This window comes from Hyalangium versicolor (genome assembly GCF_020103695.1).
Lineage (GTDB): Bacteria > Myxococcota > Myxococcia > Myxococcales > Myxococcaceae > Hyalangium > Hyalangium versicolor.
The window spans coordinates 37,494-61,147 of the sequence record NZ_JAHXBF010000036.1; the positions used below are offsets into that span (position 1 = coordinate 37,494).

Below are 23,654 nucleotides of genomic sequence, written 5' to 3' on the forward strand. Positions count from 1 at the left end.
GTCTCTGTTAGACGGATGTTCATGTTCCATCGTCAGGGCCCCACCTTGTTCGAACTGGCACGGCAGGCGCTGAGCTCGGTGGAGCACGGCTACGATCTGCTCGCCCCCAAGTTCGAGTACACGCCCTTCCGCACGCCGGATCCGGTGCTCCGGACGTCCATGGAGCAGGTGGGGCCACCGGGCTCCATCGATCGAGCGCTCGATCTGTGCTGTGGCACCGGAGCGGCCATGCGCTTCCTGCGCCCCCTGTGCCGCCAGGAAGTGGTGGGCGTGGATCTGAGCCGCGGCATGCTGGATGAGGCCCAGCAGCGGCTCGCGGACGCTCCGGGTGAGGCCCGGATCACCCTGGTCCAGGGCAACGCCCTGGAGCTGTCCTACGCGTCGGAGTTCGACGTCGTCACCAGCTTCGGAGCCTTCGGCCACATCCTCGAGCAGGATGAGCCCCGGCTGGTCGAAGTCATCTCCCGCGCCCTGCGTCCCGGAGGCCGCTTCGTCTTCGTCACCGCGCACCCACCCTCTGCGCTCAATCCCGGCTACTGGCTGGCCAAGGGCTTCAACGCGGCGATGCGCGTGCGCAACGCGCTGTGGAACCCCCCGTTCGTCATGTACTACCTGACGTTCCTGGTGCCACGGGCTTGCGAGCTGCTCGAGGCCCAGGGCTTCGAGGTGGAGGTGCGGGACGGGCTCATGCCGCCTCCGTTCACCCCCTTCAGCATCGTCATCGCGACGAAGAAGGCATCCGGCGCTCGCGCCCCCCCCTGAGCCGCACCGGACTCACGCCGCGACAGCCGTCTGCAGCTGTGTGCCGGCCGGCAACGTGATGCACAGCCGCGCGCCGCCCTCAGCGCGATTCATCGCCGTCAGCGTCCCACCGAACTGCTCCACATACTCGCGCGACAGCACCAACCCCAGGCCTGTCCCCCGCTCCGGCCCCTTCGTCGTGAAGAAGGGCTCGAACAGCCGTGAGAGAACTTCCTTCGGGAACCCCGGCCCGTTGTCATCGATCACCAACTGGACAGTGCTCCCCTCCAACCGGGCGTGCACCCGGACCTCCCCCTCCGCGCCTCGCACGGACTCCAGCGCATCTCCCGCGTTCACCAGCAGGTTGAGGAGCACCTGCGCCAACCGCCGGCGCACCACGAAGACCTCGGGCAATTCCGGCGGCATCTCCACCTCCAACCGGGCCACGCTCTTCAGCCGCACCGAGGCCAACCGCGCCGCGTCCTTCACCACATCCGGGAGCGTGCACCGCATCGGTTCTTCCGTCGCGTCCATGCGAGAGAAGCTCTGCAGATCCGACACGATCTGGCGCACCCGCTCCACTCCGGTACTCACATCCTGGAACGCCTCGCGCAGCTCCGGCATGGACTCCAGGGGCAGGCGCTGCACCTCCCTCTCGATGAAGCCCAGGTTCGAGCGGACATAGGCGATGGGGTTGTTCAGCTCGTGCGCCACGCTCGCCGCGAGCCGGCCGATCGTCGCCAGCTTCTCGGACTGGGCTCGGCGGTGCTCACTCACCGCCAGCTTCTCGAGCGCCTCGCGTCGCGTGCGCTCCACCAGCATCGCCTCTTCCGCACGGCGGGCCTTGCGGAACTGTGCACCGCCATAGGTCCCAAAGAACATCATGGTGAGCATCACCACAGCCCAGATGCAGCTTTGGCTCAGCGGCTCCCCGGCCTGGTGCAGCAACCATCCACCCCCCAATGCGCTCACGAGTCCGCACGTGACGGCCGCTGCCAGCGTCTCCATGGATGCCAGCGCGATGATGAGCGGCAACATCGGGAAGAATGCGAAGTAGGGGCTGCGTGAGCCCCCCGTGAAGACAAGAAGCCCGAGATAGCAGAGCGCGGCCACCACTCCGTAGCTGCCACTCACCCACCGCACCTGCTCTGGGCTCAAGCTCCGGATCAACTGCCCCGTCAGGATCATCGCCAGCGCCCAGAACAGCCGCACCGACAACAGTTCCCAACTGGCGTACCCCACGATCAGAAGATCCACCCCATACAGCGCGACCACGAGCACCGCGAACTGATACATCGTCCGTTGCCGCAACCCGCCGCCCTCGCTCGCTCCAGCTGCCCGGCTCATGGTGCCTCCTGCACTACAAAAGCCTGGAATGATTCTTCACAGAGCGCAACCGGACCGGATTTCTGCGTCCTCGATGCGACATCCACCCCGCACCGACAAGGAGGGAACTTCCCTGCCGGCCGGACCTGGAACGAACTGGTATGCCGGGCATACCAGTTGGCAGCTCAATGAAAGGGCTCGGCGGACTGCCCATCCTCCTCGATGAGGCCCTGCTCGATGGCCATCTGCCGCAAGTGGGTCTTGATGCGCTGGAACTGTTGGCGGAGTGCGGTGGCCCTGCGCGTGACGGCGGCCTGGGTCATCTCCTCATCCGAGTCCCACATGACACGGGCCACCTCGGTCCACGCCAGCCGCTGATCCACGCGCAGCAGCAGGAGCATCCGCTCATCGGGCTCGAGGCTCTCGCGCAGCGCACGGAAGCGCTCCTTCACGGAGGTCCGCTGCCAGGGCCGGGTGTCGGAGCGGTGACGCAGCGGGGCCTCGGGAATGGCCGAGGCACTGACGGGGGTCTCCCGCGCCGAGGGCGCGTGCACCAGTTGGTAGCAGGCGTTGCGCGCCAGGCGATAGGCCCACGTCCGGAAGGAGCTCTCCCAGCGAAATGTCGGCAGGCCCTTGAGGAGACTCTCGCAGAAGACGCTGAAGGCATCCTTGGCCAGCTCTGGGTTGTGGAGCACCGAGGCCATCAACCGCATGATCTCCATGCCGTAGCCCTGCAGCGCGCGCTCCACCGCCCCCGCCGTGTCCCCGCGCTCGCAGAGCTCGCGGATCTCCTGCTCCAACTTCTCGCGATCGTTCGCCATCATCGTCCCCTGTCTGTCCATGGCTCGTCTCCCGCTGGCTGAGTTGCGAGCCCTCCCCTGTGACATCCAGCGTTCCCTCCCCCTAGTGAGGCCGGAACAGCGGCCGGTCGCCCTGCAAGCCTCGCAGCTGGCGCTCGAGCCTCGCCTCCACCCTCCTGCCAAAACCGTGAGAGCCCTGCGCCTCGGCCACGTCGAGCGCGTGCATGAAGGACACCGTTGCCGCCGCCTCATGCCCCAGCGCCTGGAGCAGCTCTCCCTCGATGCGGTGCAGCTCCACCTCGTAGGAGTGCTCGCCCAGCGTGTCCGCCCACGCCAGGCCATGGGTCACCGCCGTGAGCCCTTGCGAGTAGTGCCCCAGCTTCAGGTGGTACTCCGCGAGCATGCCCAGGAACAGTGGCATCCCGGCACGGATCCCCGCATTGCGCCACCGGGCCAGGTTGGCGCGCAGCATCGCCAGCGCCTCGCGAGGAGAGCCCTGCTCGGACACCACCCAGCTCTTGATGAAGACGGACCAGGCCAGCCACAGGCGGAAGCGGTGCTCGGTGGAGATCGCCAGACACCGACTGGCCCGCTCCTGGGCGCACTCGAGCTCTCCGCGGAGCTGACAGGCCAGGGCCGTGTAGTTGAGCGCGAACGCCAGCGTGTGGTGGTGGCCGATCCGCTCGGCCAGCTCCACCGCCTCGTAGCCATGGGCACGGGCCCGCGACTCGTTGCCGACGACCGAGTGGACGAGGGAGCTGTAGGCGAGCACCGCCACGCGAGGATTGACCCACTGGCCCACCGCGAGCTCGCGGTGCTTCTCGAGCTCGAACTCCGAGTACTCCAGCGCCCGCTCCAGGTGCACCAGGGCGGTGGGCATCTGCCCCCACGTGAAGAAGTTGGTGGCCATCATCCGGTGGCCCAACGAGAGCAGCTCCGCGCTCTGCCTGCGCTCGCCCACGTCCACGAGCAGCTCAGCCAGTTCCTGGGCCACGTGAAACCGGGCCCGCATGAAGTAGTAGGCGAACGAGCCCCAGGTGGAGACACGCATCTCCGGCAACTGATCGCCCACTTGATGGAACAACTCCAGGGCACGGGCGTAGGTCTGCTCCACCTCGCAGGCACGGACACTGCGCGTCTGCATCAGCGGTAGTCCCAGCCCCACCAGCAACCGCAGCTCCTGCTCGGGGCTCCGAGCGGCCTCTGGCAGGCGGCGCAGCAGCCGCAGTGCCTGGTTCAGGTGGCTGATGGCCTCCATGTTCGCCGAGCGCCGGCTGGCGCGCTCTCCCGCCTTGGCCCAGTAGCGAATCGCGGGCTCCAGCTCCCCCGCCTCGGTGTAGTGATGGGCGAGCATCTCCGGTTGGGCCTCCGCCAGCTCGGGGAACTGGGAGGCCAGCACCTGGGCGATGCGCCGGTGGTACTCGCGCCGCGTGCGCCGCAGCAGGGACTGGTACGCCGCATCCTGGATCAGCGCGTGGCGGAACTGGTACCGGGGTTCGCCCGTATCGTCCACGGACTGGAGCAGCCCGGCATGCAGCAGCCCGGAGAGATCCTGCGAGAGCGCCATCTCGTTCCGGCCCGAGAGCGTGACGAGCAGGCCGTGGCTGAAGCCGCGGCCTACCACGGCGCAGAGCTGGGCCAGCGCCTTCTGCCGGCGTGGGAGCATGTCCAACCGGGTCAGCAGCAGTCCGCTCAGCGTGAGGGGGATGGAGGGCTGCTCCGCGGTGGACGCCTCCGTGGAGCCCCGTTCCACCACCATGCGCGTCATCTCCTCGACGAAGAGCGGCACGCCATCCGTCTTCGCCACGAGCTGCTCCACGGTGTCCTCCGACAGCTCCCGCCCGGTGGAGGACTGACGGACAAGCTCCGCGGTGAGCCGCGGCGCCAGCCGCTCGATCGCGAGCACGTGGAACTGCTCCGTCTCCGGCCACGAGGGTTGGAAGGCCGGACGCGCGGTGAGGAAGACACAGAGCCGCGCCTTCTCGAGGCGGGTCCGCAACTGACCGAGCAGCTCCAGGGTCGAGGGATCGGCCCAATGCAGATCCTCCACCACGGCGAAGACGGGGCGCTCCTCGACCATCCGCAGCAGCAGCGTGGTGAGAGTCTCGAGCGTCTTCTCCTTCAGGCGCTCGGGAGTGAATCGAAGGTGCGGGGGCACCTCGGTCACGGGCAGCGAGAGAAGGCTGGCGATCAGATACACCTGCTCCGCGGGCACGCCCGCCGCCCGCATGCGCCCCTCCATCTTGCGGAGGTTCACCTGGGGGCTGCCCTCGGAATCGAGCCGCAGCAGGTGCTGGAGCAGCTCGATGACGGGGGCGAAGGCGCTGGTGCTGAACTGAACCCAGCACTGACACCGCAGCCGGATCGCGCTATCGGAGGGAATGCGCTGCCGCAGTTCCTGGATCAGCCGCGACTTGCCGATGCCCGCTTCCCCGCGGAGGAGCACGAACGCACCTTGCCCTGCTCGTGCGTGCTCCCAATGCTCCAGCAATTGCCGCATCTCGGGCTCACGGCCCACCAGCGGAGTGAGGGAACCCTGCGCGTGGGTGCCCTCGAAGCGGCTCGCGGCCCGCTTCTCCCGGACCAGGCGGTGCAGCTCCAACTTCGTCACGCCCGACACGCCCTGAAAGGAATGCGAGCCCAGCGGCTCGGTCCGGAAGACACCGCGTACGAGCAGCCAGGTCGTGTCACTGAGGCACACCATGTCGGGCGGAGCCTGGCGTGCCAGCCATTGCGCGATCTTCGGGGCCTCGCCCTGCAACGCGGAGGCGCGGCCGCTCAGCTCCACGGGGAGGTTGTCCAGGACGACGGTGCCTGTATGCAACCCCACCTTCACCGAGAGCTTGCGGCGCGGCAGGTACGGCAGCTTCTGCTGGATCGCCGTGCTCAGGTGCGCGGACAGCGAGAGCCCCGTCCGGGCCGCCTTCTCCGCGTCCTCCTCGGTGGCCTGGGGATAGCCAAAGCAGGCGAGCACCTCGTCCCCCACGCAGGTGGCGATGAACCCTCCGTGTTGCTGGATGATCTCGGAGCAGCACTGGTGGAAGGCGCCCTCCAGCTCACTGAAGTCCTCCGCATCCAGGTGCTCGGCGAGATCCGTCAGGTCGGCCAACCAGCACGCCACCAACGTCACCTGCCGGCGCTGGGGGGCCAGGCTCCGAGGCTCGTCCCTCCAGGGCGTGAGCCGCTCCTCGATGCGGCGCAGGCGCTCCCTGAGCTCCGCGGCGCTGGCGAGTCGCTTCTCGGGCTCCTTGAGCAGCATGGACGCCACCAGCGTCTCCAGCTCCTCGGGCACTCCCGGGCGCCGCTCGCGCACGCGAGGCATGAGAGCATCGGACTGCATCCGATCACGCAGCTCCGCCAGGCTCGTCACCATGTACGGCGGCTCACCCGTGAGCAGCTCGAAGAGCAGGACGCCTGCCGCCCAGATATCCGTGCGCTCGTCCTGTGCCTCGCCCTTCCACTGCTCCGGAGCCATGTAGGCCGGAGTCCCAGCCACTGGCAGGTTCGACACGGACGGGAAGATGGCGGCGGTCAGCCACGCCAGCCCGAAGTCGAGGATCTTCACCTGCCCCTTCTGGGTGAGGAAGACATTGCCGGGCTTGAGATCGCGGTGGATGACATGGTGCTCGTGGGCGTGCGCCAGCCCCGAGGCCACACCGATCATGATCTCCAGGGCCCGCTGGAGCGTGGGCTGCTCCCGCTTCATGAGCGCGGAGAGACTCTCTCCCTCCAGACACTCCATGATCAGGAAAGGAACCCGAGGTTCCCACGGCGAGCCACCCCACTCGGCCACGTCGAAGATGCGGATGATGTTGTCGTGATCCAGTTGCGCGATGGCCCTGGCCTCCTGCCGCAACAGAGCGCTCATCGGCAGTTCGACGAGCCCCTCGCGAGGCAAGAAGAACTTGAGGGCCACCTCGCGCTGCAACTCCTTGTCCCGGGCCCGGAACACCTGGCCCATGGCGCCACCGCCGAGCTGCTCCAGGATCTCGAAGCGCTGCCCATCCGCGCCTCCCAGGAGCTCGCCTCGCGCTGGCACACGCAGCGGCACGGATACCTGGGCCACGTGATGCAGGAGTGAGTCGTCGAGGTCCGCATCATCGGCCTCGTCCCACGGATCCTCGGACCCGGGCGCCTGCTCGTCTGGATGCTCCTCGCCTCGACGCATCTCCCCGCCCTCTGGTCCTTCCCTTGACCCTCGGCGCAGCGCCTCGACACAGGGTAAGAACCGCGCTGGGGCGGAGCAACGCACCTGATCCGCAGGACGATATGCCCGCTTGGAGGCGCGAGCAGGCGACGGCCTGCTCCCCCCTGCGCCGCCCGCCAGGACAGCCAGGCCTCCCCTCAGAGGCCTCCCCATCCTGAGACTCGATGCCTCCGCACCTCATCACACAAGCGGAAGACGAACTCGATCCAAACAGAAAGGCCGTGAAGTTCAGCAGGTAACCCCATGAGCACGATCCTCCTCGTAGATGATGAACAGGAAATGCTCGACCTCTTCACCGAGGTGCTCGAGCTGATGGACCACCGCGTCCTCAATGCCCGGGATGGGCGCGAGGCACTCTCCATCGCCCGGGAGACTTCACCGGATCTGGTGGTCACGGACTGGAACATGCCGCGCATGACGGGACTCGAGCTGTGCCACGCCCTGCACGAGGACGAGCAGTTGCGAGACATTCCCATCATCCTGCACAGCTCCGCGGGCAACCCGCATGCTCCGGGCGTCCAGTTCGTCCCCAAGAGCTGCGCGCTGGATGAGTTCGAGAGGCTGGTGAGCCGGTTGCTCTCCAGCACTCACACCCACCGGCAGGTGGCATCTCACGAGCTCGAGGGATCGCGCGCGCCTCCCCTCCCCCACCCGCCCGTGCACACAACGAACCGGGCGCGCAGGTTCGATCGGGAAGGTGAGGCTTCATGCTGCACGGCACACTGACGGTCGTGACAAGGATCCGGCCCTCGAAGGTGGAGGCGCTCGAGTCGCTCCTGAAGGAGGTCGACCAGCGCATCCGCCAGGGGCAGCCGCATCCCTTCGAGCAGGTGGACGGGCTCTACTTCGGGCGCTGGGGAATTCTCTCTCCGGGCCCGGATGGAGAGCGGCTCCTGGCGCTGGGAATGGACTTCAGCACGGAGGATGGGCGCTACCGGAAGCGGCTGAACGAGTTCCTCACGCGCTTCGTGGATGCGTTGGCCGAGCACCGGCGCGAGCCCGGCGCCCAGGCCTTCGATGCGATCTACCGGACCTGCGTGGGCTACCCCGCCAAGGGGCTGCGCAAGCCAACGCGGGTGCGCGAGTTCCTCCAGGCCCACTCCGTCCACTTCACGGCGCGGCACGTCGACTTCGCCTACCGGGTGGAGACGGCAACGGGAATGCGCCGGCTGCTGGCCCTGAGCGAGGCGGTCGAGCACCACCTGAACACCTCCAGCAACCAACTGGAGGAGCTGGTCCGGGATGGCCCCGACGGGCTCGAGCGCGTGCAGCACGAGCTCCACGAGCGGATCCAGGAGGACCGATCCGTGCAACCGGATCCGGAGTGGCATCAGCGCTGGGATCACGCGCGGCGCAGCGCCGCACGAGCGACCCTCCTCTATCCCGCCCTCCGCTACCTTGTGGCCGTCCCCACGGTGGGCCTCTTCATGGGAATCGGCTGGCTGGAGAAGAAGGTGCGCGGCGCGCTGAGACGCCGAGCCTCCACGGCGGAGGGCCCCGCGGCTCGACGGGCCGCGGCCATGCCCCGGTACGTGCGAGAGCCCCAGGGGCAGGTGCAGAACCCGATGATCCACGTGGCCATGCTGGAGCCCGGCGTGGGCAACCGGATCGCGCTGTGGATGACGCTGCGGAGCGTGAACCTGCGGCTGCGGCGCTACGTGGCCGGCCTGAGCCACATCCGTGTCATCCACTGCGCGCGATGGGTGATCCTGAAGACGAAGCGCCGAGGCAAGGGCGCCCTCTTCCGGCCCAGGACGCGCCGGCTGTTGTTCTTCACCAATTACGACGGGAGCTGGGAGTCGTACATCGACTCGTTCATCGACGACGCGGAGGTGAGGAGCTTCCTGGTGAGCATCTGGAAGGACACGGAGGACTTTCCCGCTCGCGCGAAGGGCCGGCCCTTCCTCGAGCCCTTCAAGGCCTGGATCCACCAGAAGCAGGTGCCGACCCGCGTCTGGTACAGCGCCCACTTCCACAGGCCCGAGGGACGCGTGGAGCCCGCGATCAACGATCTCCACCACGTGCTCCAGCTGAGAGGACTGCTCGCACGCGACAGCCTCTCCGCACCCGAGCCCGAGGAGACACTGCGCTCCTTCCTGTCCCGAGGCGTCTTCTCGCCCGGGCCCGAGCTGATGAGGGCTCGGGAATGGCTGAGCTACATCCTGACGCGACGCGCCCCGCGAGAGCCGGGCCGCCGCCTGACACAGTGGAGGGACCATGTTGCGAAACGAGCCATCACGAGACTCCGTACGCCAACGCGCCCAGCGGCTGCTGCCGCCCTTCCTCCGGCGACGCCCGCGTCCCGAGCCGCGGCGGCCCCAGGAAGACATCCAGGGGCTCGTGCTTCATGGCTACAAGGCCATGGACGCCGCCTGCTTCCTGCTGCTGAAGATCGAGGACCCCAGCCGAGCCCGGACGTGGCTGCGGGAGACACTCCCTGAAGTGACGACGGCGGCGGACAAGTCCTCCGAGCAGCTCTCTCGGTGGAAGACGAGCCTGAACCTCGCGCTGACCTCCGAGGGCCTGAAGGCGTTGGGGCTCCCCGCGGAGGCCCTGGAGACCTTCCCCACGGAGTTCCGCGAGGGCATGTCCTCACGCGCGGACATCCTGGGCGATTCGGACGAGAACGCTCCTGAGCGGTGGGAGTTCGGAGGCACCTCGGGCCCTGCCTCCCAGGACGAGATTCATCTGCTGCTGATGCTGTACGGGACCACGGAGGCGGAGGTGTCCTCGTTGGCCGACGCGCAGCGCTCCCGGCTCGCGGAGGGCGGCCTGCGCGAGCTGGCCTTCCAGCGAACCGCTCGCATCCGGGATGACAAAGGCGGCGTCGTGGAGCACTTCGGCTTCCGCGACGGGATCTCCCAGCCGCGGATCGAGGGCTTCCGGGAGGCGAAGCACGAAGCTCCGGACGGGGTCGGTGCCATCAAGATGGGAGAGTTCCTGCTGGGCTACGAGAACGAGTACGCGGAGGTCCCAGATCCCCCTGTCGCGCCCGCGGCCCTGGACGTAGAGGGAGTGCTCGCGGCCCAGGAGCACCGGCCTGACTGGAAGGAGTTGGGGCGCAACGGGAGCTACCTGGTCGTTCGCAAGCTCCAGCAGGACGTGGACGGGTTTCATCACTTCCTCGAGGCGCACAAGAGCCTGGCGGTCGGCGAGACCGACGAGCACAAGAAGCAGTGGCTGGCGGCGAAGCTCATGGGGCGATGGCCGAACGGCGCCCCCCTCCGCCCGGGAGAGGATGTGCCACCCCATCGCTCCTCCGGCCGAGGGAATGGGCACGACAACAACTTCGGCTTCAACGAGAAGGATCAGGACGGCTACGGCTGCCCGGTGGCCTCCCATGTCCGGCGTGCCAACCCTCGGGATGCCCTGCCCCCCAACGCGCAGATGTCACTGCAGGCGACACGCCGGCACCGCATCCTGCGCCGGGGCATCACCTACTCGGACGAAAGCGGTAAGGGGATGTTCTTCATCGCCGTCAACGCGAACATTGCCCGGCAGTTCGAGTTCCTCCAGCAGACCTGGCTGAACAACGGCAAGTTCGGCGGCCGGTATGACGAGCGGGATCCGCTGATGACGCACGGTGCGGGCCGGCTGACCCTGCCACGGCAGCCGCTCCGCCGGTGCGTCGAGGGGATCGAGCGCTTCGTCACGATGAAGGGAGGCGGCTACTTCTTCCTCCCGAGCATCCGCGCCCTGGACTTCCTGGCACGCCTCCCCTACTGACAGGAGCTCGTCTCCAGCTTCACCCGCACCGTCTCCGGCCACGGTGCGGCGAACAGGTTCGGCCTGCAGCTCCAATACGAGTCATTCGGCACGCACGACAGCGCGCACGGCCCCACCGGCATGAGCCCGCACAGTGGCAGGTCGTCACAGATGCGCTTCTCGAAGAGCAGGGGCAGTCCGAGCAGGCCACACGACTGAGGCAGCAATCCCTCCCAGCAGACGAACAGGTTGAACGCAGGCAGGATCCCCAGCAACGGGGTAGTCGACGAGAACAGATCGCCAAAGACGGTCGACTCGGTGATGGGGTACTGCGGGCCAAAGGTCTGGTTCCTCGCAATGGCGGGATGGCTGCCTTCCAGGAGGATGGGGACGGACGCCCCGTAATAGTTCAGCCGCTGAACCATGCACCCGGTGACGAACCGCCGCCCTGGCACATCCAGGGTGTTCCCGCGCCACGAGGGAGCGAGTCCCCACCAGCCTGTGTAGACCTCTCCCGTCACGGGATCCGTCACGGATTGCTCTCGGGTCAGGGCGCACTCGATGGCGGAGCGAAGAACCTCTCGGCAATTGCTGGACACCTGATCGAGGGGAATGTTCGGCAAGAACCCTCCGCCGTGATCGAGAGCGCTACTCCCCAGCGACCTCAGGGCCTGCTGGGTGCCTGGCGCCCAGAAACAAGAGGGACGGGTTCCGTTCGCCCCATTGGGAGGTGGGCGACCGCCAGCGAGCGTCTGGTCGTGTGTCTCCAGGGGAGTGGAAGGATCGACGTCTCCCTCCTCCACTCCGCAACCCGCGAGGGTAACCCCGAGCGAAGCAACCAACACAAAACGCACGTAAAAGATCAACACAAGCACCCCCGACTCCGTCAGGCACGAAGATCATGCCTTTCCAGACATCGCCGACATGTTGAAGCTTCGCGCGTGTTTTGGCTTCGCCTCGAAGTCGATGAGGAGTGGGGATTAGCGAACAAGGTCCCGAGCCTCTCCCAGCAATGCCAGAGCCTCTGGTGCCAGGAAGAGGTTTTCTCGAAGTGCCGCCTCGAAGGCTTTCTGGGCGAGTTGTCCATCCTCGATGCGCATTGGCTGCGTGTGAGCCGCGTGCGCCTGCTCCAGCAGGAGGCGCCCCCTGGCGATCAAGGCCCTGGCGTTGCGAGGGTTCTTCGAGAGTGCCTCGTCGACCCGGACGAGCCCCTTGCGAATGTCTTCCTCTGGACTGCGACCCTGCTGCCTCAGCCATGCGGCGCGCGCGGCGTGGAGCTCGGCGGCGATCTGATAGGGCACGGAGTCGCTCATCGATTGCGCGAGCACAACCCGCAGGTCACCGAAGGCGGCCTGGAAGGATTCTTCGCGAGCGTCCGCGCTCCGCTTCGCCACGCGAATGTCCGTGAGTTCAACACTCGCGGCGAGCAGTGCCAGAGATGAACTCATCGACGCTCCCTGCCCCACAGCTTGCTTCACGGCAGTTCGGGCCCTCTGCAGAGCCGGAACTGGATCCAATCCCTGACGCCCCGCGTACTCGGCCGCGAACAGATGGCTCAGGACCAGTTCCCTGAGGAGCCACGAATCCTTTGGAGCCTCTCCCGCGACGGCATGGATCGTGGCAACCGCCTGCTGGAGCGCGTCCCGTGGATCGTGGCCGAGAAGGAACTCCCGCTGGCCCTGGAGCCGCAGCGAGCGCGCCTTCCAGAAGGCGACGATCCAGGCGCTGGAGTTCGTCCGCTCGAACAGGGCCACGGCGGCAGCCAGCGCCTGGACGACCGCGTGCGCATCCCGCCCCCGAGCCAGCTCCGACTCCGCCTGCACCGTCAGCGCCTCCAGCCTGCCGCCCGCGGGCAGCACGAACCCGGAGTCCAATTCCATGGCTCGATCGTACTGATGGATCGCGCTCTCCAGCAGCGGCCCTGCTTCTCCTCCCCGTATCAGCCGCTCCTTGGCCTCCTGGAGGTAGACGTCCCCCAGTTCGTTCACTGCCCAGGTGAAATCGGGATCCATCGCGAGGACTCGCTGATATCCCTCAATGGAGGGCTGCATGGACGCATCCCTGCCAAGATCGTAGAGAGTCCGCGCGCGAAGATAGAGGGCCAGGGCCACCGCGTAGTGCGCCATCACATCCTGGGGGCGCGCCCGCGCGCTGGTCTCCGCCGCCGCGAGCGCCTCGTCCACGGCCGGGATCGCCTCCTCCGAGGGATCCTCCTGCACGACATGGATCCGCGCCAGGAGCACGAGCGCGCGCTGCACCAGGGCCCTGCCATCCTTCGAGCTCGAGTGCACCGCACGATCACACGCGGCCCTGGCCACCTCGAACGGAGGGCCAGGAGGAAGACCCTGCGAGGCGGCGGCCCATCCCATCTTCTCCCAGAGCTCGCACTCGGCCCGATGCACGTCCGGATCGCTCCTGCCGATCTCCGCGGCGACCCGGTACGCCTCCGCCGCCCGATCGAAGTAGCCCTTCATCTTCTCGTAGTCGAACGCCGCGTCATGCCGGTACTTGCTGCCTTCCGCGTACAGCGCATCCGCTTCGAGCTTCTTGGTCTCATACATCCACGGCGCCTTGTCGAACGCCGCCCTCGCACGGGCGACCGCCTCCGCGTTCTTTCCCTCGTACAGCGCGATCAAGCCCTGCGCGTACTCCGGCACCTCGATCCGCGCCCCCATGGCGGCTCGCAGATGAGCGAGCGCTGGCTCACGAATCTCCCGGTCCAGCCGAGCCATCCGCCGCTGGCGCTCCTCCAGGTTGGAGATACGGCGGGCATCCTCCAGCGCGCGCCGCAGGAGTTCACCCAACGCCCGGCCCAGCGCGTACTCGAGATCCGCCGAGGAGTACCCCGCCGCCAACGCCTGCTCCAACTGCTCCCGGGCCCGCTCGGGATTGCCGAGAGCGAGCTGCCCCAGTCCCAGCGCGTAGTGCCCTGGCCCCTGCCCGGCCCAGCCCGCCACGTCCATCCGCTGAGCGATCTCTCCGAGCCGGGTGCGCACCACGTCCCGCTCCCGCTCCACGTCATGCAGGGGGAGCCCGTACGCCGCGCGCAGGAACAGCTCCATCTCCTTCACGCTCTCGCCCAATTCCCGCGCCAGCCGGGCCTGCTCCGCCGCGTGCCGCTGCGCTCCAATCCACACGCTCCCCAGCCCAAGCGCGCCCAACACCACCGCCCCCACAAGCCCCGTGAGCAGCTTGTTCTTGCGCGCCTTCTTCCAGAGGACCTGGTGCCACGAGGCACGCTGGGCCTGGATCAGCTCTCCATCCAGCACGCGCCGCAGATCGTCCGCGAGCGCCCACGCCGAGTCGTAGCGGCGCGCAGGCTCGTGCTCCAGGCACTTCATCGCGATCGTCTCGATGTCCTTGGGAATCCCCGGCTTCACCTGACCGAGCGGTGGAGCCTCCTCGAGCGTCACCATCGCGAGCAGCTTCCACGGATGATCCGAGACGAAGGGAGGCCGCCCGGCGATCACGTCGTAGAGCGTGGCTCCCAGCGAATAGATGTCCGTGCGGCGATCCAGTCCCCGGACCTCCCCCAGGGCCTGCTCGGGAGACATATACGCGGGTGTCCCGACGACTTCTCCCGTCTGCGTCTGGCCATGGTCCTCGACCTGGCGCACCAGACCGAAGTCCATGACATAGGGCTTCCAACCTCCGTCCTCGCGCTGCTCGACCAGGATGTTCCCGGGCTTGATGTCCCGATGGATCATCCCCAGCCGGTGCGCCTCGTGCACCGCGGCGGAGACCTCCATGAGCAGCTTCACCTGCTGCTCGAGCGTCATCTCGCCCCGGAGCCGTGACAGCGGCCTGCCCTCGATGAACTGCATGACGATGTACGGCTCGCCGTCGGCCTGGCCGGCCTCGTACACGCGGCACACGTGCTCGTGTTGGACGCTGGCCTGGGCGCGAGCCTCGGTGATGAACCGCCGCCCGAGCGCCGGATTGTCTCCCTTCAAGAGCTTCAGCGCGACGGTGCGGCCCAGCCGCGGATCCACCGCGCGGAACACGACTCCCACGGCACCTTCACCGACGAGTTGGATGTCCTCGTACCGCTCGGCCAATGAGGCGGGGACCTTCCTGCGCGGAGGAGGTGTCGAATCGCTGCCCCTGCCCAGGAGTGTCTCGACGAGCGTAGAACTGCCCTGGCCATCGTCCTGGGACATGAGGCTCCCCCCGGAACCACCGGGTGCGACCAGCACCGCACCCGTGAGGAGAAAGTTACACCGAGACGCCGTGTTCCTGCTGCAGCCCCAGACCCGGGCGAATTCCTGGCGACCACCCGACCTCCCCAGGCAGAATCCACTGCATGACAGCCGTGGGAACCCTTCTTCTCATCCTCCTGATCGGCGTGAGGATCGCGGCGCTCTTCACGAACAAGTACAAGCTCGAGGAATCCGCCACGGCCTGGGCCGATTTTGCCCATCGTCACAATCTGAACGCTCAAGGACACTTCATCCAGGGCACCTACAGTGGCTACTCGCTGGCGGTGGACCTCCATGGGCGCAGGGTGGGAAAGAGCGTCGTCCCCACAGCCGCTCTGCACATGCTGCTCCCCGCCATTCCCCCAGCGGTCAAGTTGAAGCGCGGTGGGTTCCTGGACGGCTCCGTGCGGCAGCAGAGCACCACTCCCAAGATGGAGGCACTGCTGAAACAACCTCGAGTCCAGCAGTGCTTCGAGCGGGTGTCGAACGCCTACAGGGACTTCTACATCGAGGACAGCTTCATCCATGCCGAGCAGTTCGGCTCACTCCACACTACGGAGGAGATGGAGGCGTTCATCGCCCCCGCCCTGGAACTGGCCCGCGCGCTGGACGAGGCCGCGCGGAGCATGTGGAGCTGAACGCCTCGCGCGTCACGAGCCGCGGGGTACAGGGAAGCCGCGCTTGCGCATCAACGCGCCGATGCCTGCGTCCCGACCTCGGAAGGCGCGATAGGCCTCGGCGGAGTCGATCGTATCCAGATGCCGTAGATCGTCTTCACGTCCTCCAGGGTCCGGCCCATGTCCTCGAACGCGGCGAGGGTGTTCTCGCCGGAGGCGCGATGTCACTCATGGTGAGACTGCCTTCCTGGGAGATGAATGGAGCTGAATGCGCAGCACTGAAACTGCTCCGCGCGAACAATGGCGCCTGGCCCGCCAACCGCCTGCCCGCCAGGCTCCCCACTCGAACGAGGCAGGACGCACGTCCGTCACAACCCACTTGAGCGCGCTCCTTCCCCTTGAACTTTCCAGGGGAGAGCGCCGGATGGAGCGATGGGGATGGAGACGGTGGCTGGCGCTGATGGTCTTCTGCGTGAGCGGGCTCGCTGTGTCGGCGCCCGCTGCTTCCGCAGGGGCCCGGAGCGAGGAGACTCCATCGCCCGTCCCGGCGTCGGACGGTGGAGCTCCTCGCACGGGTTCTCCCGCTCCGTTCCTGGGCGTCGTCATTCCCCATGATTCGGTCGACCTGAGCTCGAAGTTCGAAGGCCGCATGGAGCAGGTGCTCGTCGACGTCGGCGATCGCGTCCGCAAGGGAGAAGTCCTGGCGAGGCTCGACGTGCGTCCACTGGAGCAGGATCTGGCGGTCGCGAAAGCCACGCTGCAGGCCTCGCGGGCCGAGGAGCAGGCCGCAGGGCTTGCGCTCGCCGAGGCTCGGGAGAAGAAGGGCCGCTACTTCACCCCGCGCTCACTGGAGCTGGGCGTCTATTCGCAGGAAGAGCTGGCCACCATTCGCTACCAGGAGAGCACGGCCCTCGCGCGGCTGGAGGCGGCACGGGCTCGGAGCCAGGAGCAGCAGGCCCACGTCGTGGAGCTGGAGCAGAACGTGGGCGAGGCGGAACTCCTAGCGCCCTTTGATGGCGTCGTGGCCACGCGGCCGGTGAGTCCGGGGACTCGTGTCTCCGCGGGCCAGCCCATCCTCCGGGTTTTGAGCACGGGAGGCCGGAAGGTCCGCTTCGCCGTCCCCGAGGATCAGGCCCGCCAGTTGGAGCCCGGCTCACCGTTGAGGCTGTTCATCGATCAGCCCGCGCAGACGCTCGCGGGGCACGTGGAGAGCATTGCTCCCGAGGTGGACGCGGCGGCCCGCCTGGTGTTCGCCGTCGCCACCTTCGACTCGCCGCCACCGGACACGGTGGCCACCGGCATGGTGGCGCACGTCCGGCCGGGCCCGGCGCAAGGGAGCGTCGTGCAGCTCGAGTCCAGCGGCCCCACCCCGACGCGGAGCGGGCCGTAGGTCCTCATGCCAGCCGGAGCCCGTGCCTCGGCACGTCCCCGGCCAGGAGCACCCGACATGGAAGCCGTTCGCTCGAAGATCTTCCGAGAGGAAGCCCTGCGCCACCACGAGGGAGCGCAGCAGGAAGGAGATGTCCTCCGCATCTCGCCCTCGTGGACCCGGTGGACGTACTGGACGCTGCTGGGGCTGCTGCTGTCGGCGTTGGTGTACTCGCTGCTCGGCACGCTGCCCGAGTATGCGACGGGCCCTGCCATCGTGAAGGTGGAGGGCCAGAGCCACCTGACGGTGGATCAGCCAGGCGTCGTGTCATCCGTGGAGGTCCGCCCCGGGCAGCGCGTGGAGCAGGGCCAGGCGCTGGTCACCTTCCGCTCCCAGGAGGAGACCGCCTCGCTGGAGCGCACCCAGCACGAGTTCGATCTCCAGCTCATCCGCGTCCTGAGGGATCCCTCGGATGAGAGCGCCCGGCAGACGCTGACCTCACTGCGCGCCGAGCGCGAGCTGGCCGCTTCCCGGCAGCAGGCTCGAACGCTGAGAGCCCCTCAATCGGGAGTGATCAGCGATCTGCGCATCCGCCCAGGCCAGTACGTAACCCCGGGCGAGAGCGTCGTCTCCGTGATGGGAGACAACGTCACGGTGTCGATGGTGGCGCTGCTGCCGGGTGGCTACCGGCCGACGCTGGCGCCCGGACGCCCGCTGCGCGTGGAGCTGAACGGCTTCCCGCACGAGTACCACGCCTTCACGATCGAGTCGGTGGGAGACCAGATCGTCGGACCGGGAGAGGTCCGCCGCTTCCTGGGGCCGGAGATCGCGGACGCGCTGGAGCTCAACGGACCGATGGTGCTCGTGAGGGCGCGGCTCCCCTCCTCCACCTTCAAGAGCAAGGGCCGGACCTTCAACTACTTCGACGGGATGCTGGCGCGAGCGGATGCGCGGGTGCGCGAGGAGCGCATCCTCGTGGCCCTGGTGCCAGGCCTGAAGGGAGCCATGGGACATGAGGACCGCTGAAGAGAAAGGACAGGGGTTGGTGGAGCGCTTCCCAGCCCTGCGTAACCTCCATGCCAGAGCGCGAGGCAGGATTCCGCTCGTCCGCCAGTTGTCGGAGACGGAGTGTGGCGCGGCATGCATCGCCATGGTCCTGGGCTTCCACGGCCGGCCCGTGCGGCTCGAGGAGGTGCGGCAGGCGATGGGTGTGGCGCGAGACGGCGTGTCGGCGCTGGACATCCTGCGCACGGCGCGCACCTTCGGGCTGCGGGGGCGAGGCGTGTCGATCGACGAGGACGCGCTGCAGTACCTCGCGCCAGGAACGATCCTGCACTGGCAGTTCTCGCACTTCGTGGTCTTCGAACGGCTGGGGCGGGATTGCGTCTACCTGGTGGATCCGGGCCAGGGCCGACGGCGCATCCCCATGGAGCGCTTCCGCCAGTCGTTCACGGGCGTGGCCCTGCTGTTGGAGCCAGGAGAGCACTTCGAGACGGGCAAGGCGCGCCCGAGGAACGCCTCGCGCTACGCGCTCCAGGTACTGCGCGAGTCCCACACCCTGACGCGGGTGCTGGTGATCTCGCTGGTGCTCCAGCTCTTCGCGTTGGCCATCCCCATCCTCACGGGGTTGATCGTGGATCGTGTCGTCCCAAGAGGAGATGTGCACCTGCTGAGCGTGGTGGCCGCGGGGCTGATTGCGCTGACAGGCTTCCAGCTGCTGTCGACGCTCATCCGAGGCCACCTGCTGCTGGAATTGCGCACGAAGCTGGACTCGAACATGACGCTGAGCTTCGTGGAGCACCTGGTGGGGCTAGCATGGTCCTTCTTCCAGGTGCGTGCGGCGGGCGATCTGCTGGCGCGCATGAGCAGCAATGCGACGGTGCGGGAGATCCTCTCCTCCAGCGCGCTCTCGGGCCTGCTGGATGGTGCGCTCGTGGTGCTCTACCTGGTGCTGATGTTCGCGGTGAGCCCGCTGCTCGCGCTGATCGTCCTGGGACTGGGGCTGCTGCAGGTGCTGATCCTGGTGCTCTCCACGAAGCGCCAGCGCTCCCTGCTCTCGGAGAGCCTCGAAGTCGAAGCCAAGAGCCAGAGCTACCAGGTGGAGATGCTCACCGGCATCCAGACGCTCAAGGCGTTCGGCGTGGAGCACCAGGCGGTGCAGCGGTTCTCGGAACTGTTCGTGAACGTGCTCAACGTGTCGCTGCGGCGGGGCCGGCTGTCCGCCTGGGTGGAGGCACTCAATGGGAGCCTGCGCGTGGCGGCGCCGCTGGTGTTGCTGAGCTTCGGGGCGCTGCAGGTGCTGAGCGGGCAGATGACGCTGGGAACCATGATGGGGCTGAATGCCCTGGCGGGCGCGCTGCTGGTGCCGCTGTCCAACCTGGTGAGCACGGGCAGCCAGCTCCAACTGCTGGGCAGCTACATCGAGCGCATCGACGACGTGTTCGACACGCCGCCCGAGCGAGACCCCGCAAAACCCGGCCAGCAGGCCCGGCTCCAGGGCGGCATCGAGCTGGAGCGGGTCTCGTTCCGCTACGCACCCACCTCCCCGTTGGTGGTGAAGGAAGTGTCGGTGCAGATCCAACCGGGCCAGTTCGTGGCGATCGTGGGCCGCTCGGGTGCGGGGAAGACCACGCTGGCCAACCTGCTGCTGGGCCTGTACCTGCCCACCTCGGGCCGGGTCCTCTACGACGGCTCGGATCTGGGAGATCTGGATCTGCAATCGGTCCGCGGGCAGATGGGCGTCGTCCCCCAGGAGCCAGCCTTCTTCAGCACCACGATCCGCGCGAACATCGCGCTGAGGGATCCCTCCCTCCCCATGGAGCCCGTCATCGAGGCGTCCCGGCTGGCGCGGCTCCACGAGGACGTGACGACCATGCCCATGGGCTACGACACGCCGCTGGTGGATCGCGGCGCCTCGCTCTCCGGAGGGCAGCGGCAGCGGCTGGCCCTCGCCCGAGCGCTCGTGCACAGCCCGGCCGTGCTGCTGCTCGACGAGGCCACCAGCGCGCTCGACGCGATCACCGAGAGCCGGGTCCAGGAGGCGCTGGCCTCCCTGCGCTGCACGCGCATCGTCATCGCCCACCGGTTGAGCACCGTGGTGGATGCGGACCTCATCCTCGTGATGGACGGAGGCCAACTCGTGGAGGCGGGGCGCCACGAGGAATTGCTCCTGCGTCGCGGTGTCTACGCCGACCTCGTTCGAGCGCAGATCGACAAGACGGGGCGCCTGGAGTGAAGTGGGCGGAAATTTCTCTGTCGCCCGGAATCATGGACCTCCACCCTAAGAAGGGTGCGCGGTTCACTCCGGATTCCCACATTTTCACGACTATTCGATATGTGGCATTTATTGCCTACATCGCAGGGCATTTCACCTTGGCCATTGGGGAGCCAGATGAGCCGTGCTCGAGTGTCGTCAAGTATCGTCCTGCTATTTGTCGCAGCATTCTTGATACAGTGCGCTGAAGATGAAGAACCGGGAGAGAATCTCCCCTCCATCTCGATCAACCCTCGTGCCGTCAACCTGGGTTTCGGGCAGCAGCAGCGCTTCACAGCCACCGTCACAGGCCTCGAGAACACCGCGGTGACCTGGTCGCTCCACGAGGGCCCCAGCGCCGGGACGCTCGACCCGGACGGCCTCTACACCGCCCCCTCCGTCGAGGGGACGTATCACGTCGTGGCCGTCAGCCAGGCGGATTCCAAGCGCAGCAGCTCTGCGACGGTCAACGTGCACGCCCTGGAGCTCCCGGTCGCGGTGAGCCTGTCGCCTGTGTCGGCGCGGCTGACCGTCGGCACCACGCAGCAGTTCACCTCGACGGTGACGGGCAATGCGAACACCGCGGTGAGCTGGAGTGTGACGGAGGCGGACGGCGGCACTGTCTCCAGCTCGGGTCTGTATACAGCCCCCGACGCACCGGGCACCTACCACGTAGTCGCCACCAGCGTGGCCGACGCCACCAAGAGCGCCACCGCCACCGTGACGGTGGATCCGCTGCAGACCATCATCTCCGTGAGTGTGGAGCCGACCACCGCCACCCTCCTCACGGGCGAGACCAAGGCCTTCACCGCGACGGTGACGGGCACGACGAACACGGAGGTGACCTGGAGCGTGACGGAGACGGGCGGCGGCACCGTCGACACCTCGGGCCTCTACACGGCTCCTGGCGCCGCGGGCACCTACCACGTGGTCGCCACCAGCGTGGCGGATCCCTCGAAGAAAGCCACCTCGACCGTCTCGGTCACCGCGCGTCCGGTCGTGGGTGTCTCACTCAACCCGACAGACGCCATGCTCCGCACGAACGGCACCCAGCAATTCACCGCGACGGTGACGGGCACGACGAACACCGAGGTGACCTGGAGCGTGACGGAGACAGGCGGCGGCACCGTCGACGCCTCGGGCCTCTACACGGCTCCTGACACTGCGGGCACCTATCACGTGGTCGCCACCAGCGTGGCTGACTCCACCAAGAGCGCCACCGCCACGGTGACCGTCACGGACTCCATCATGGTGAGCGTGAGCCCTGCGACCGCGGCGCTCATCGTCGGCCAGACCCAGCAGTTCGTGGCCACCGTCAGCAACACCAGCAACAACGCGGTGACCTGGACGATCCAGGAGGGCACCGCGGGTGGCACCATCGACACCGCCGGCCTCTACACCGCGCCCTCCACGCCGGGCACCTATCACGTCGTGGCCACCAGCGAGGCGGATCCGACGAAGAGCGCCACGGCCACCATCACGGTGACGACGCCCTTCCCGACGGACGGCCTGGCCCTGCACCTGTCGGCGGATCAGCTGCTCGGCCCCTCGGGTACCCTGCCCGCGGATGGAGCCACCGTGAGCAGTTGGGTGGACCTCTCGGGGAATGGGCGGGACCTGAGCCAGACCGAGGCCGTCCGGCAGCCCCTCTTCAAGCTCAATGGCCTCAACGGGCGCCCGACGGTCGTGTTCGATGGCTCGGCGACCGCGGGCCAGGGAGACTACCTGCGCTCGGATGCCTTCCCGTCCGCGCTCGCCCAGCCCATCACGCTCTTCTTCGTGTACAGGTCCCCCAACGTGGGTACCACCAACAGGACCCTGATCGACGCACCGCCCAGCACGGGTACCAACCGGATCCGGGTGCAGGCCACCACCGTGCCCGTAGGTGCGCTGCAGCTCTACTCGAGTACGTTCACCAGCCCTGGCACCGCCAAGACGGCAGGGAACTTCTTCTACGTCACCGCCGTGTACAACGGCGCCAACACGCGCCTGCGCGCCAACGGAGCCAATGAGACCCTCAACAACCATGATCCCGGCTCCCTGGGCATGGCCGGTCTCATGCTGGGTGGGCGGCAGGATCTGCTGGCCAACGCCTTCGCTCAGACCGAGTTCGCGGAGCTGCTCGTCTACACCCGCGACCTCAGTGACCCGGAGTTGACTCAGATCGAAGGGTATCTCAAGAACCGCTACTTCCCTTGATCCAGGGCCTGCATGGCCCTCGTCGAAGCCGGTCGCTCTCCCCTCCATGAACAGACTCCTGATCTTCTGCGTTGGCTGCATCCTGCTTGCCGGATGCTCGGTGAACTTCACCGAGCCCCCCGGGCGCCGGTGCGATGACACGCACGCCTGTCCTCCCGAGCAGGTCTGCATCGAGCTGCGCTGCCAGTCCGTGGAGGAGCCGCTGCCCGATGGAGGCCCGAACACGGACGGGGGGACGGATGGCGGCACCGATGGTGGCACCGATGGCGGCACGGACGGAGGGCCCCACACCGTCACGATCAGCGTGAACCCCTCCTCGGTGAGCGTCGCCCCCTCCAAGAGCTATACGTTCACGGCCACCGTGACCAACGCGAGCGACACCTCCGTGACCTGGAGCGTCAGCGAGGGCGCCGCCGGTGGGACCATCGATGCAGCCGGCCTCTACACGGCTCCGGCCCAGAACGGCACCTACCACGTGGTCGCCACCAGCGTGGAGGACACCACCCAGTCCTCCACCGCCACGGTGTACGTGGCCCTGCTGCCACCGGGCCTGGCGCTGCACCTCTCCGCGGACAGCCTGCTCGGCCGCGACGTGCCGCTCCCGGCGGATGGCGCTCCGGTCTCGTCCTGGTCGGATCTGTCGGGCAACGCGCACGACGTGAGCCAGCCCGACGCTTCCCGTCAGCCCCTCTTCAAGCTCACCGGAGTCAATGGCCGGCCCACCGTCGCGTTCGATGGCAATACGACGGGCACCGGAGACTACCTGCGCTCGCCCGCCTTCACCGGGCCGCTGCCCCAGCCGCTCTTCGTCTTCCTCGTGTACAAGGCCCCGCCCGCCGACGTGAACAAGACGCTGTACGACGCGCCCACGGCGGCAGGTGGCAACCGGATCCGGCTGCAGGCCACCAACATCCCCCTGGGAGGGCTCCAGCTCTTCGCGGGCAAGTTCGCCAGCCCGGGCGCCCAGAAGACGACCGACAGCTTCTACCAGGTCACCGCCGTGTACGACGGCGCCAATTCGCGCCTGCGCGCCAACCGGATCGACGAGTTCATCAACAACCATGATCCGGGCTCCGCCGGCATGGGTGGCCTGATGCTCGGTGGCCGCCAGGATCTCCTCGACAGCGCTTTCGCGCAGACCGAGCTCGCTGAGGTGCTCGTCTTCGCTCGCTTGCTGAGCCAGTCCGAAGTGGATCTGGTCGAGGCCTACCTGCAGGACCGCTACTTCCCGTAAGATC

15 protein-coding genes are annotated in these 23,654 nt (G+C 67.6%); 10 read left to right on the plus strand and 5 right to left on the minus strand.

Annotated features, from left to right (window positions below):
- Positions 1–21 precede the first annotated feature (21 nt).
- On the plus strand, positions 22–762 hold the full coding sequence (locus KY501_RS46220; RefSeq protein WP_224371329.1) for a class I SAM-dependent methyltransferase: 741 nt from the start codon (positions 22–24) through the stop codon (positions 760–762).
- Positions 763–774: 12 nt separating this feature from the next.
- On the opposite strand, the gene KY501_RS46225 is transcribed toward KY501_RS46220, so the two are convergent.
- The 3 genes from KY501_RS46225 to KY501_RS46235 form a co-directional block, all read right to left on the minus strand.
- Complete coding sequence (locus KY501_RS46225; protein ID WP_224371331.1) at positions 775–2,088, minus strand: sensor histidine kinase; 1,314 nt, start codon at positions 2,086–2,088, stop codon at positions 775–777.
- A 164-nt stretch (positions 2,089–2,252) separates the two neighbouring features.
- Positions 2,253–2,909 carry an RNA polymerase sigma factor gene (locus KY501_RS46230; RefSeq protein WP_224371333.1) on the minus strand — a complete coding sequence of 219 codons (657 nt, stop codon included), beginning with the start codon at positions 2,907–2,909 and terminating at the stop codon, positions 2,253–2,255.
- A 61-nt stretch (positions 2,910–2,970) separates the two neighbouring features.
- Positions 2,971–7,035, minus strand: coding sequence for a protein kinase domain-containing protein (locus KY501_RS46235; protein ID WP_224371335.1), 4,065 nt, complete (start codon positions 7,033–7,035; stop codon positions 2,971–2,973).
- Positions 7,036–7,317: 282 nt separating this feature from the next.
- Here KY501_RS46235 and KY501_RS46240 point away from each other — a divergent pair, with 282 nt between their 5' ends.
- Genes KY501_RS46240 through KY501_RS46250 form a run of 3 tightly spaced genes read left to right on the plus strand, consistent with a single transcriptional unit; the run spans position 7,318 to position 10,800 of the window.
- Complete coding sequence (locus tag KY501_RS46240; RefSeq protein WP_224371337.1) at positions 7,318–7,800, plus strand: response regulator; 483 nt, start codon at positions 7,318–7,320, stop codon at positions 7,798–7,800.
- Positions 7,782–9,515 (plus strand): hypothetical protein, encoded by a 1,734-nt coding sequence (locus KY501_RS46245; RefSeq protein WP_224371339.1) that lies wholly within the window; start codon positions 7,782–7,784, stop codon positions 9,513–9,515. Before KY501_RS46240 ends, KY501_RS46245 begins: the two co-directional genes overlap by 19 nt.
- On the plus strand, positions 9,436–10,800 hold the full coding sequence (locus tag KY501_RS46250) for a Dyp-type peroxidase (RefSeq protein ID WP_224371341.1): 1,365 nt from the start codon (positions 9,436–9,438) through the stop codon (positions 10,798–10,800). Before KY501_RS46245 ends, KY501_RS46250 begins: the two co-directional genes overlap by 80 nt.
- On the opposite strand, the gene KY501_RS46255 is transcribed toward KY501_RS46250, so the two are convergent.
- Positions 10,794–11,402 (minus strand): hypothetical protein, encoded by a 609-nt coding sequence (locus KY501_RS46255; RefSeq protein ID WP_224371343.1) that lies wholly within the window; start codon positions 11,400–11,402, stop codon positions 10,794–10,796. The genes KY501_RS46250 and KY501_RS46255 overlap by 7 nt on opposite strands.
- A 357-nt stretch (positions 11,403–11,759) precedes the next feature.
- Entirely contained in the window at positions 11,760–14,939 is a 3,180-nt protein-coding gene (locus KY501_RS46260; protein WP_224371345.1) for a serine/threonine-protein kinase, read from the minus strand.
- A 152-nt stretch (positions 14,940–15,091) separates the two neighbouring features.
- Here KY501_RS46260 and KY501_RS46265 point away from each other — a divergent pair, with 152 nt between their 5' ends.
- From KY501_RS46265 to KY501_RS46290, 6 genes are all read left to right on the plus strand, one after another.
- Entirely contained in the window at positions 15,092–15,616 is a 525-nt protein-coding gene (locus KY501_RS46265) for a hypothetical protein (RefSeq protein ID WP_224371347.1), read from the plus strand.
- A 403-nt stretch (positions 15,617–16,019) separates the two neighbouring features.
- The gene (locus tag KY501_RS46270) at positions 16,020–16,985 is read left to right on the plus strand and encodes an efflux RND transporter periplasmic adaptor subunit (protein ID WP_224371349.1); all 966 of its coding nucleotides are present in this window, start codon (positions 16,020–16,022) and stop codon (positions 16,983–16,985) included.
- A gap of 57 nt (positions 16,986–17,042) precedes the next feature.
- Entirely contained in the window at positions 17,043–17,990 is a 948-nt protein-coding gene (locus KY501_RS46275; RefSeq protein WP_224371351.1) for an efflux RND transporter periplasmic adaptor subunit, read from the plus strand.
- Entirely contained in the window at positions 17,977–20,199 is a 2,223-nt protein-coding gene (locus tag KY501_RS46280; RefSeq protein WP_224371353.1) for a peptidase domain-containing ABC transporter, read from the plus strand. The genes KY501_RS46275 and KY501_RS46280 overlap by 14 nt, the downstream gene beginning before the upstream one ends.
- A 210-nt stretch (positions 20,200–20,409) precedes the next feature.
- Positions 20,410–22,416, plus strand: a complete 2,007-nt coding sequence (locus KY501_RS46285; RefSeq protein WP_224371355.1) for an Ig-like domain-containing protein — start codon at positions 20,410–20,412, stop codon at positions 22,414–22,416.
- A 46-nt stretch (positions 22,417–22,462) separates the two neighbouring features.
- A complete protein-coding gene (locus KY501_RS46290; protein ID WP_224371357.1) occupies positions 22,463–23,650 on the plus strand; it encodes an Ig-like domain-containing protein in 1,188 nt (395 codons plus the stop codon).
- The last annotated feature ends 4 nt before the right edge of the window (positions 23,651–23,654 follow it).